Origin of the sequence: Flavobacterium defluvii (assembly GCF_900129555.1) — a bacterium.
Classification (GTDB): Bacteria; Bacteroidota; Bacteroidia; order Flavobacteriales; family Flavobacteriaceae; genus Flavobacterium; species Flavobacterium defluvii.
Window position 1 is genome coordinate 309,112 of the sequence record NZ_FQWC01000006.1, and the last position, 11,878, is coordinate 320,989.

An 11,878-nucleotide genomic window follows, 5' to 3' on the forward strand; every position below is an offset into this window, starting at 1 on the left:
AGCATTTAGTTCATACAATCAAAAGAAAAAGCCACTTTATATCGAGTGGCTTTTGTTATGATATATTGTGCAAAAAATTTACTTCTCCCCAAACAACCTCTCCAAATACCCATTTTTCTCTTTCTCTGCCTCCAACAAACGCTCATAAAGTTTTCTGTTTTCATCTACAAGTTCCATCATTTTATCCAATGGATTGAATGAACAATTATTTGACTGAATAGCTCCATTACTATTACTAAAGTCATTATCGTAAATAGTATTAAAATAATTTATCACGCCTTCTTCCGAAAAGTTTTTAATTGCTTCCACAGTTACGCCAAGCGCTTTTGCCACTTCTTTGAGTTTATCATCGTCGATAGTTTCACTGTTTTCCATTGCAGAAACTGCTTGCTGGTTTGTTCCTAAAGCCTGTGCCAAAGCTTCCTGCTTCATATCTCTTAATTCACGAATACGGCTTATTTTTCGCCCTATATGGTTTGGTTTCGTTAATGTGCTCATAATTCAAAGGTACTAATTAGGAATAAAAAATAATGCAATTCGTAAAAAACATACTTTCTGCCGTACTATACGGTTTAAAATGATTTGCTACGATAAGCGGTCTTACTTAATTGCATACATAAAACAAAAATACAATTTTTCGGACAAGTATAATTTAAAAATTCAAATCCAGAAAAAAAGTAAAAATCCTTCTAATCCCATTAAATACCCGCCAAAAAAGTAGAAATTAAACACAAAGAATTAAAATGGAAAAAGAAATTAAAATTTTTAGAAGGACTTAAAAATTTAGCATCAAGGTATTTAAATACTTTAAAGCCTTTAAATGATCAAAACGAGATGTATATTGCCCAAATCAAATTAACTAATTATGATGAATTGGGATGTGTACTTAACAACATGCTAAAATTATGCATTATAGCAATAGATCATAATGCTAATATTATAAACAAGAATAAAAATTCTGCGATAGATGTGAGTTTAATTTTAGAAATTTTGCTCCAGCTTTTCCCTGTCGACGAATTTGAACTATTAACAGAAATCAACCAAAAACTAATCATAGATATTAAATCTTGCTTATAAATACTTATAAATAAAAGAAGCCGCTTTGTGTGAAGCGGCTTCTCTTATTATTATCTTGTTTAGGGGTTATTTTGCACTTTCCAGTGCTTCTAACCTCTTATTCTGTTCTTCGATAATCTTCATTAACTTTTCGGTGTTTTTTTGCTGTTCAATCGCATACAAAGTCAATTCTTCAATTTTCTGTAAAAGTTTAGAATTCATCTCTCCAAGATTAATTCCATTTTTCAGAACTTCTTTCTCGCTTGGGATATTTTCTAAATACCCTTTTTCTTTAATATGCTTTTCAACTTCTTCAAGAGTTGGCAAATCATAATCTTTTTTAAATACAAAATCAGACCAGCCAACCATATCAACTTTTACTTCTTTTGAATGAATTGTTCCATTAACGTCTAATTTGTTTGTTGGATTTGTTATACCAATACCTACATTACCATAGATATCAACTCGCATACGTTCTAATCCAAAAGTTCCAAATACGATATTTCTATTCATATCTGGAATTGTTGAATATCCTGATAAATCAATAAAAGATTTTGTATTAGAATTTGTGCCACCACCTGCTGAAATTCTTAAGAAACCATCATCTGATAAATTCGATGAGTTACTTAAACCTCTAATTTCACCATTTGTTAATATACCGGCATTTATCGATGGTCTTTGTTGTGCATTAGTTAAACCACCATTTAAAGTCAAAGATCCAGCGACAGATAATTTACTCACAGGAGAAATGGTACCAATACCAACATTTCCTTGATTAATAGTTAAATAAGTTACCGCATCATTCCCCCATGATTGAATATTATCTTTTGGGTCTCTTTCCCACCAGGTTTTAGTATCTACATTCGGAGTTTTAAAAGAATCATCTACAGATATTCCATCATGAAGTCTTGCATTAAACCAATTATTTAAAGTTCCATCTCTAAAAGTCCATATTTTATTTCTTATAGTATTATCACCAACATTTCCTGCTACACTATTAATCAATTGAAAAGAATTGTTTGTAGTACTTAGCGCAGTTGGTTCATAACTTATTATGGTTCCAATTACATCTAATTTTGAGGCTGGTGTTAATGTTCCAATTCCAACATTTGCACTAGGAGGAAATATATTAGTCTGGGCAAAATTCATCTGTGCAGCAAATGCAGCAAATACTAAAAAAATCTTTTTCATATTTTATTTTTGTTTTGGTAGTAAGTTTTTATTAAATCCCTTTATTTTTCTGCATAATAACTTCAACAAACAATTGGTCTGTATTGGTTTTATAATTTCTTTTTTTTAAGAAATTCAAATGTTTGATATTTCCCAGCATTGGATTATTTTCTACTTTATTAAGAACTGCAAGACATCCGTTAAATGATCCTTCAAGTGAAAAACTATAACTGGTTGTGATAAATCCTTTCTGTGAAATTATATGCGGTTCCTTAAAATCAGTAATTTTTAAATGATAGTTCTCACTGTATGAGGTCAATTGCTTTAATAAATCATTTTGAAAAGATTCTGAAATGTTAACATCATAATTTGATAAAATCTGATCCAGCTGTTTTTCTTTTTGAACCAGCTGAGCCACAAGTTTTGGCATATCACTATCTTCAGCTATCTCTTGCTGTTTATTTTTGTATTCACGGTAATAATTAATCGTATTTGAAATTGCAAAAGAATAGCATATATAAAGCACTACAAAAAAACCAATTACCAGAAGCTTATTTTTTTTGTTCAAATTCATTTTACTTCAAAGTTAGATTAATAGAAAATGTAGTCTCATTATCTTCATTTTTACCAAAATGTGTAATTAAAACTTTGTCAACAAACTTTAACTGTTCTATATCTTCTACCCACTTAGTAAATGACTGATTTGAAATTGTAGTTCCTGAAATTACCATTATTTTATCTTTTGTCAATATAGGTTCATCTGCTTTAATCTTCTTTTCCAAAGGATTAAAAGTTAATTCTGTAAGTAGAATAGATGCAGGAACTTTATTAGCAATTTCATTTATAATTAAAGAACTCTGAGAAGTCATTCTTCCTTCTATATCTTTTACTTTTGTTTCTTTTACGATAATTCTCTGCTTTATTTTACCAACATCTTCTATTGAAGATTTATTTACTAATAAAATTTCCGAAGATTCCTGAGCTAATTTATAGTAATGCGTAAAGATCATAAAATTGAGAAGCAGTATTCCTAAAACAACTCCTACCATTATTTTGATCCCTTTATTGAAAAATGTTTTTTGATTATAGTTATCGTACAGCTCGTCACTGTATGCAATGATTGAACCTGTATTGAGTGTATTATTTAAAATCAAACGTAAAATTCCAGAAAAAGCCAGCAGCTGCCTATTTTCAATTTGCAGATCGTTAATTGTGTACGTTATTGCAGATTCCAGAACTTTTGCAGATATAATTTGTGTTTCTTGCTTTGAGACACTTTGATGATTTGTATAAAGTTTGTTATCATCAGTATAATCAATTATATCTGCCATTGAACAGACTCCAAGACTAATTCCGGCAACGTTTATTTTCTGATTTTCATAATCTTCAATTAAAGTGTTGACGTATGATTTCCTTGCAATCGCAATAACCGATTTGGTTTTTAATCTCCAGATTTCATAATAAAATTCATCCCAGTTTGTATTAGGAAAAGATTTATGCAATAGTTTTTCATCTGAAGGTTCAATTCCTAAAACTTCCTTTTGAATAACCTGATTTGAATTTATAATTAAAAAAAAAGGCAGTTTAACATCCCATTTTTCAGCTATTTTTCCATTATAACCAACCCTGTCTTTTTTGCTAATTACTAATCCTTCTTTTTTATTTTCCACCAAAAGCAACGAAACCTTATCTTCATTGTTTAACGTGAAATGTTCAACACCAATGTATTGTTTACCAAGCAAAAAAGTATTTAAAGAAAATTTGGCCATTAATAAATAACTGTAGGTTTAATCAACACACTTAATTTTTTCTTTGAGTCTTCTCTTTTTCTTGAACTAAAAAGCCATTTAATGACTGGAATTCTTGATAATAAAGGCACGCCTGTTCCTGAATCATTTTTTACAGATTCCTCAAGTCCACCCAATACTACCACATCCTGATCTTTAACCCGGATAATGGAAGTAAACTCTCTCGAATTAATTCCCGGAGGCGCATCTTTATCTACTTTTTGACCATTAAAACTAGATTGAATCACTTTTATATCCATAGTAATCTGCCCATTACCAGAAACTAAAGGCATAATTGTTACTGATAATTCAGCATCAATAGGCTGGTAGTTTTTAACTTCTGAAGCTTGCGGAATTTGTGAACCATAATAATTTTGGTTCGTAACAACATAATAGGTAGTTTCTCCGATAGATAAATAAGCTTTATGACCATTTAAGGTTGATAACCTTGGGGACGAACGTACTTTTAGATTTCCATTTGTTTCCATGGCCTTTAGACTCAAATAAAAATTTGGAACCACTTGCCCGATATTTAAAGAGCCAAATCCGTTAAAACCGTCTATAATTTTATTAATGGTTGTTGCTCCTAAATTAATGTCAGCATTAGGAAAAACTGTTCCTTTTGTAGTTACAGGTTTATCTCCAATTCCTGCCTGAATGCCCGTTTCGACAGTCGCACTTCGGTTAACTTCTAATAGCATTACTTCTATTAAAATTACAGGAACTGCTTTATCAATGTAACTTATAAAAGATTCAAATCGCTCAATGTTAGCTGCAGGACCATTAACTAAAAAGCTATTTAATTCTTTATCGATTTTAATATCTAAATCTTTTTTAACTTCATCAGGAATTATAGTCAAAATAGATTCTGAAGGGGCACTGCTGCTTGAACTTGAAGAGGAATAATTGTTATTATTATTGTTTTGATTAGAATAATTAGAGTTTAAAGATGATGTAGATCTGCCGCTGCTATCATAAGAATTATAATTTGAATAACTATTTGTGTTATTTAATCTTCCGGCACTTCTACCCTCTTTTGATGGATCACTTAAAAGTTCAATAGAACGATGCATTAATGGAATTGATTTAATGTTTCTCACCACCAATTGATCTTTAGTTCCAAAATAATAAACAGATCCACTTCTTTTAAAAGTATAACTTCCTCCCGAAGATGATGATGCCATTGACATTCCAGAACTATTGTACTGCTGTGGCTGATTATTGGTAGTTTGTGCAAAACCATTATCTGTTTTTACTTCAAATAACTTCACCAAAAGTTCGTCAAACGTAATGTTTTTAGCCTTAACAGTTCCATTACCAGCATTTTCTAAAGGAGAAGATATAAACATATCAATGTCTAATTCGTGACCAATATCATAAACAATACTAGAAATAGGAGTATTTTCAAAATCTACGTTTAACAGTTTTTTATCGGCATCAACAACCGTAAAGAAAAAATTAGATTTTCTTGGACGCTGTGGTCTGTTCTGTCTTACTTCACCGTTTTGATTTCCTGTACCTTCTACAACGAAATTACCTTCTAATTTATCAAAAATATAGAAGTTATCTCTAGATTTATTAACGCTTAAATTATTAGCAAAAGCTAATTTATTTAATGCTGCATCAAACGGCATACTTTTAATGTAAGCTGTCAATAATTGATTTTCGAGACCAGGCGCAAAAACGAGATTTTTACCACTTACATCCATTATTTTTCTGAAAACATCATATAATTTGTCATCTTTCAGATTTAGGGAAAGCAAATTATTTGCGTAATCATAAGTAACATCAATGTCTTTTATTTTTTGAATTTCAGCAGGTTTTTCATATTGTTTTATAGCTAATATATTCCCTGTAAAATCGATAGTAAGATTGTATTCTTTGCATAAAAAAATAAGCAGATCTCCAACCGTTACGTCCGAAAAATTATTTACTATATTGATCTGATTTAAATTTGTTGCTACACTAAAATTTAATTTGTGAATTTGGGAAACTGCCAATAAAAAGCTTGATAAAGAGGCTTCTTTAATATTAACATTTACTTTTTCATTAAGTCCCGGAGCATCTGCAGAAATAGCTTCTATATTATTTTTAAGCTGTAATATCCTGTTTTCTTGCGAAAATGAAACCTGAATAACCAACAATAATAACAGGGTAATTATTTTTTTCATGAATCTTATTTATTGTAAGAATTTTATTTTTTTTATTTTACAAGAGTAGCGAAAAAACTTCATCGACAGAAGTGATTCCTTCTTTTATTAATAATAATGCATTACGTTTTAGTGTAAAAATGTCTTTTTCTTCTAAATACTCGTGAATATCTAATTGATTATTTTTAATCAAATTTGATAATTCCCCTCCAATTGGCAGAATTTCGTAAATAGCTTTTCTTCCAGAATAACCTGTATGATAACAATGTTCACAGCCTATTGCTATATGATGAGATTTTATGTCATCTGGAATTTCAAAATCTCCCGGAAAAATTTCAGCAGAAATTGGCTGTTCAGTTTTACAGGAATTACATAATTTACGAACCAAACGCTGTGCAACACTCATATTTAAAGTGCTGGCAATTAAAAATGATGGAACTCCCATATCTATCAATCTCGATACAGTTGCCCACGCCGAGTTTGTATGTATAGTAGACAAAACAAGATGCCCAGTTAATGCAGCACGAATAGCCATATTTGCTGTATTAACATCACGAATTTCCCCTACCATAATAATATCGGGATCCTGCCTTAAAAAAGTTCTTAAAGTAGCAGCAAAATCAAGCCCAATATTTTCTTTTAACTGAACCTGATTAATTCCTTCAAGCGTATATTCAATCGGATCTTCAACCGTTAAGATATTGGTATTTGGAACATTCAACTTCTTTAAAGTGGCATATAAAGTGGTTGTCTTTCCAGAACCTGTCGGTCCGGAAATAAGTACAATTCCATTTGGGCGCTTTATATTTTCCTCATAAACAGATAATTCTTTCTTTGTAAAACCAAGAGAATTAATATCAATATGACTGGTATCTTTACTTAAAATACGCAATACTACTTTTTCACCATGAAGAGTTGGTAAAACAGAAACACGGACATCAAAATCCTGATAATCTGTTACCATAGTAATACGCCCGTCCTGTGGAAGTCTTTTTTCAGAAATATCCAGCTGCGCACGAATTTTTATCTTATTTACAATAACGGGATATTCCTCTACAGAAATATGAAATTGTTCTTTCAGTTTACCATCCAAACGAAAACGAACTCTTGCATTTTTTTCATAAGGTTCAAAATGGATATCACTACTTCCTATTTCTTTAGCATTTAAAACAATTTTTTCTAAGAAATCTGACGTATAATGAATCTCTGAAACGCTATTGGCTGTTTTTCTGTAATTCGTACTTAAATATCGGTTTATATTATCTGTAGAATCTGTTTCTAACTGAACCTGAAAGCTTAGTAAAATACTCAATTCATTTTGCAGACTTGCAATGTCAGCAGCATCTGTTTTTAATAATACAGTCTGCTGATTTTTACCTATAGGAACGATTCGATAATAATATGCCTGTTCTGATTTTACAAGCTGTTGAAACTCAATCGGGATATCAAAATTTTCCATTTAATAAACGTATAAAAATGAATTATCCCAATAAAATGAAACGGCATACACAACCCCAAAAAAAAGTGACATATAACCCGCTAAAGGCACCGTTATTTGTTCTTTTTGAGAATATAAAACTAAATGTAAAATCAATGAAAATACCAGTGAAAAAACTAATAAAACTAAAAATGAAACAGTTGAAAAAGTACCCGATATGAAAATAAAGAACAAAACATCCCCTATCCCAATTGCATTTTTAAAATCTAATTTCCTGAATTTTATGTATAAAGCACTAGCACCCAAAATGAGGCTGATAAACAATAAATTAATTCCCAGATTTGTGAAAGCTATAAATAAAGGAAGATTATACAGCTGAATTGCAAAAGCCAAAATTCCAATTATCGGATATAAAAACCAGTAAACTAAACGGCTTTTAAAATCCTGATATAATACAAGAGCAAATACTAATAATAAAATTAATTTCAAATACCACATTAATCATTTATGATTTGCTTTGGAACACCATTCTGATCAATTTCCCAAACATTAAAAACTCCATTTCCATTAAAATCAGTAATTGCTGTAGCCTTTACTTTGAACTCATTATTAGTCGATTGTACAATCTCGTATACATAATTAGCACTCCCGTTTTCTTTAGTCGTTTTTGGAGCTTCAAAATCTATTTCTGTAAAATTAGGACTGTATTTTGAATACATAAAATAATACTGTTTTTCAGCATTATAAATTGCTTTAAGCTGTACTTGAGCTTCTACACTTTTCGCTTTTGTAATCAGCGGCATTAGGTTTGGCAAAGCGATTAAAAGCAAAATTCCAATTATGGCAAGTACAATCAACATTTCCTGAAGATTGAATGATGGCAGTTTTTTAAATAGATTTTTCTTCAAAATAAATTGTAATAAATTTTTACAAATATATCTTTTTTATTGTGAAAAAAATTAAAATATTTTTAAGGAAATATTTTGTTAATTTTTATATAAAATGAAAGAAATATTTTACTAATATTGCATCTGTATATAAATAATTAATACTAATCTAATGCGAAATTTAAATTTATTCTTTTTTAAAATTTTTGAAATTATATATGTAAAAAATCACAATATTAAAAATTCTAGGGTTTTAATCTTTTTTTTGTTTTTAAATTCTTTTCAATTAACCGCTCAGTCAGAAGAAAATAGCGCCAATAACAATTTTATTCCAAATATTACAGTGGCCCCTCCGCAAGTTGCAGCTATGGCTAAAGTTGGTGAAATCCCTATTGATATTGCTACGGGGAGAATGAATTACAACATTCCTATATTTGAGATAAAAGAAGGTAATTTTTCCATGCCTATTAATTTGTCTTATAATTATTCAGGATTAATTTTAGATGAAGTACCTGGTTATGCTGGTGTTGGATGGACTTTTAATATTGGAGGATCAATACTTCATTCTATAAATGGCTTAGATGATACACATAGAGAATACCAAAAAGAATGGGTTTATAATTATATAAACAAATTGCCACCCTATGATGATCCTGTTTCTCCAAGTGGATTAACTAGAATTACTAATTACTTAGCAAATATTAGCAATGGTGTTTTTGATGGAGAGCCTGATAAATATATTGTTAATGCAGGAAATCTTAATTGTAGCTTCTATCTTGATAAAGATAATAATGCAATTTTTTTAAACAATGAAAAGTACAAAGTATCTGGATACTCTCATACTGGGTTTACTATTACAGACAGTCAAGGAGTTAATTATATTTTCAATATTCCGTTAGATGTTACAAAATCTAGCGGGCTTGATTCATACGATTATATATCTTCTTTTTTATTAACAGAGATAAATTTCCCTACCACTACTAATAAAATTTTATTTGAATATGAAAATGATAGCAAGATTTATAACGACATACAAATAAACGAAACTTTGGTACAATTTAGCACAGAATATACTATACAAAATTCTGAAATTATTAAAAATAAAACTTTTTCAGGTACATTCACAAGTAAATTAAAAAAAATCACAACAAACAACTATACCATTGAATTACAGTTCAATAACAACCCTACAGATCTCAGTATTGCAGTTATAAGCAATTTAACGGTTAAAGACAATAGCAAAAAAACAGTTAGAAACTACGATTTCACTTATTCTCCATGGGTAGGCAAAAGAACTAATTTATTGAACGTAAAATACAACGGGGTTATTACAAATGAAATGGAATATGACATGAGTATTCCATATCCTGTAACAGTTCCTGAAAAAGATTATGCTAAAAAAGACTTGTGGGGGTATTATAATGCAAAAGGTACACCAGCAAAAACAGGAATAACCACTCCTCAGGATAATCCAGAAATTAAACCTGATTTCGATAGTACAAAAATTGGGGCATTAAAGAAAATTACATATCAAACAAAAGGATACTCTCTTATAGAATATGAGCCTAATAATGTTTATATGGAAAGATCTGAGTACAATTTTCCTTACGATTCTGATGGTACAGTTACTTCTTATGTAAATGCAGGAACAATGGCTCGAGATAACTTAAATATTGATGAAGAAACATTTTCAATAGATGTATCATCAACTGTGAAATTAAGTTATAATTTCACAAATCATACACAATATGCACCTATGATGGATAGAGATGGAAATGAAATATCTATCTATCAGGATTCAAATTTAATTTTTAATAAAAAGCTAACCTGGCTTTGGGAACAGAGATGGATTCCTTCAAGTTTAATTATTAGTGATACTAAGGAATTATATCTCAGAACTCCTGGAACATATCGAATAAAAGCTTTTTCTGTTATGGGAGCATCTGCTGGATTAACGATCACTTTAAAGAAAACGGATAAATATTTTAACCAAACAGTTGGGGGTATAAGGGTAAAACAAATTAAAAATTGTGATTTTAATGGCGAATGCATTACAACTGTATATAATTACTCTCAAGAGGGCAAAAGTACAGGAATACTGTTGCAAAGTCCACAATTTTATTCAGGGTATCATATCCAAGACAATGATTGTACTCCAAAAGTATATGTTAGGCGTGATTTTTACAATTACACCAGTATTTATCCATTATCTAATTTTAGAGGAAGTCCTGTTTTATATAAGAGAGTTGAGAAAACAGATTTCGGTAAGGATAAAGATAAATTAGTAAGTAATGGAAAAACAATTTTCAATTATTCAGGAAACAGTCGCATAGCAAATTCAATATACGATTTAGAATCTCAATATGAAACAGGTTTATTAACATTAAAGGAGATAAAAAATAATCAAAATAACAAAATAAAAAGTGAAAATAATAACTATAAAGTTTCTCCAATACCTAACAATACAAAATTTTTATATTTTTTAAATTGCAAGATTGTTAGAGAACGAAGAGTCAACATAAGCGGTCCTGGAGGAATCTCCGGTAGTGGATGTGCACCAATATACCCAAGGCCTCTAATTGATTTTCAAATCTTTCCTTATAAATACCAACCTAAAAACTATGTATTAAGAGATGAAAAACACACAAACTATTATAAAGATTCATTAACACAGACTATAGTTTATGATTATAATTTAGAAGGACAAATTAACAGCAGAAAAAACGTAAATTCAAATCAAGAAACTTTTGAAACCAAATACTTCTATCCTCAAGATCCAGAAATGGTAAGCGAACCATTTGCAAAAGATTTGAAAGCTGCCAATATTATTGGAACTCCGCTGGTTACTCAAAATTTCAAGAATTTAGTAAAATTGTCTGAACAAAAAACCAGCTACGAAAAAAATGTCTCAACAAATAATTTATTACTGCCAAAATATATTTATGCAAACAAAGGAACAGGCAATATTAATATTAGTACAGATAAAAAAATCATCTTTGATCAATATGATGATAAAGGGAATATTTTACAATACACTCCCGAAAACGGTAGTCCTATTTCGATTATCTGGGGATACGGACAGACCCAGCCTATTGCCAAAATAGAAAATGCCTTATATAGTGATTTATCAGGTTATGTATCCAATTTACAAACAAAATCAGATATAACTGCAGGAACAGAAATAGAAAGAGAAGCTAATTTAATCGCAGCATTAAATGCATTAAGAACTGCACTGCCTAATGCCATGGTAACCACCTACACCTATAAACCGCTTATCGGGGTCAGTACCATAACTGATCCTAAAGGGTTTATCACCACTTATACTTATGACAGTTTCGGAAGACTGGAAACCGTAAAAGATAACCTGGGCAATATTCTCTCTGAAAACCA

General features: G+C 30.2%; 8 protein-coding genes and 1 pseudogene. 1 reads left to right on the forward strand and 8 read right to left on the reverse strand.

What is annotated here, in order from left to right:
• Positions 1-78 precede the first annotated feature (78 nt).
• The 8 genes from BUC29_RS14915 to BUC29_RS14955 all read right to left on the reverse strand — a co-directional run bounded on the left by BUC29_RS14915 (position 79) and on the right by BUC29_RS14955 (position 8,509).
• Positions 79-498: a helix-turn-helix domain-containing protein gene (locus BUC29_RS14915; RefSeq protein ID WP_073416965.1), complete on the reverse strand. Its 420-nt coding sequence runs from the start codon at positions 496-498 to the stop codon at positions 79-81.
• A 645-nt stretch (positions 499-1,143) separates the two neighbouring features.
• On the reverse strand, positions 1,144-2,247 hold the full coding sequence (locus BUC29_RS21640; RefSeq protein ID WP_073416967.1) for a hypothetical protein: 1,104 nt from the start codon (positions 2,245-2,247) through the stop codon (positions 1,144-1,146).
• Positions 2,248-2,278: 31 nt separating this feature from the next.
• Positions 2,279-2,800, reverse strand: a complete 522-nt coding sequence (locus BUC29_RS14930) for a general secretion pathway protein (RefSeq protein WP_073416968.1) — start codon at positions 2,798-2,800, stop codon at positions 2,279-2,281.
• 1 nt (position 2,801) lies between these two features.
• The gene (locus BUC29_RS14935) at positions 2,802-3,995 is read right to left on the reverse strand and encodes a general secretion pathway protein (protein ID WP_073416969.1); all 1,194 of its coding nucleotides are present in this window, start codon (positions 3,993-3,995) and stop codon (positions 2,802-2,804) included.
• Positions 3,995-6,184 (reverse strand): type II secretion system protein GspD, encoded by a 2,190-nt coding sequence (locus tag BUC29_RS14940; protein ID WP_073416970.1) that lies wholly within the window; start codon positions 6,182-6,184, stop codon positions 3,995-3,997. Before BUC29_RS14940 ends, BUC29_RS14935 begins: the two co-directional genes overlap by 1 nt.
• A 37-nt stretch (positions 6,185-6,221) precedes the next feature.
• Positions 6,222-7,622, reverse strand: a complete 1,401-nt coding sequence (locus tag BUC29_RS14945; RefSeq protein ID WP_073416971.1) for a GspE/PulE family protein — start codon at positions 7,620-7,622, stop codon at positions 6,222-6,224.
• Positions 7,623-8,099: a general secretion pathway protein gene (locus tag BUC29_RS14950; protein ID WP_073416972.1), complete on the reverse strand. Its 477-nt coding sequence runs from the start codon at positions 8,097-8,099 to the stop codon at positions 7,623-7,625.
• Complete coding sequence (locus BUC29_RS14955; protein ID WP_394332992.1) at positions 8,099-8,509, reverse strand: type IV pilin protein; 411 nt, start codon at positions 8,507-8,509, stop codon at positions 8,099-8,101. Before BUC29_RS14955 ends, BUC29_RS14950 begins: the two co-directional genes overlap by 1 nt.
• 151 nt (positions 8,510-8,660) lie before the next feature.
• Here BUC29_RS14955 and BUC29_RS14960 point away from each other — a divergent pair.
• Positions 8,661-11,878, forward strand: a pseudogene (locus BUC29_RS14960) (hypothetical protein); the annotation flags it as partial.

Coding starts and splice junctions, on each gene's coding strand:
- BUC29_RS21640 (WP_073416967.1), bottom strand. CDS start 2,247: ATGAAAAAGATTTTTTTAGTATTTGCTGCATTTGCTGCACAGATGAAT.
- BUC29_RS14940 (WP_073416970.1), bottom strand. CDS start 6,184: ATGAAAAAAATAATTACCCTGTTATTATTGTTGGTTATTCAGGTTTCA.
- BUC29_RS14950 (WP_073416972.1), bottom strand. CDS start 8,099: ATGTGGTATTTGAAATTAATTTTATTATTAGTATTTGCTCTTGTATTA.
- BUC29_RS14915 (WP_073416965.1), bottom strand. CDS start 498: ATGAGCACATTAACGAAACCAAACCATATAGGGCGAAAAATAAGCCGT.
- BUC29_RS14935 (WP_073416969.1), bottom strand. CDS start 3,995: ATGGCCAAATTTTCTTTAAATACTTTTTTGCTTGGTAAACAATACATT.
- BUC29_RS14945 (WP_073416971.1), bottom strand. CDS start 7,622: ATGGAAAATTTTGATATCCCGATTGAGTTTCAACAGCTTGTAAAATCA.
- BUC29_RS14930 (WP_073416968.1), bottom strand. CDS start 2,800: ATGAATTTGAACAAAAAAAATAAGCTTCTGGTAATTGGTTTTTTTGTA.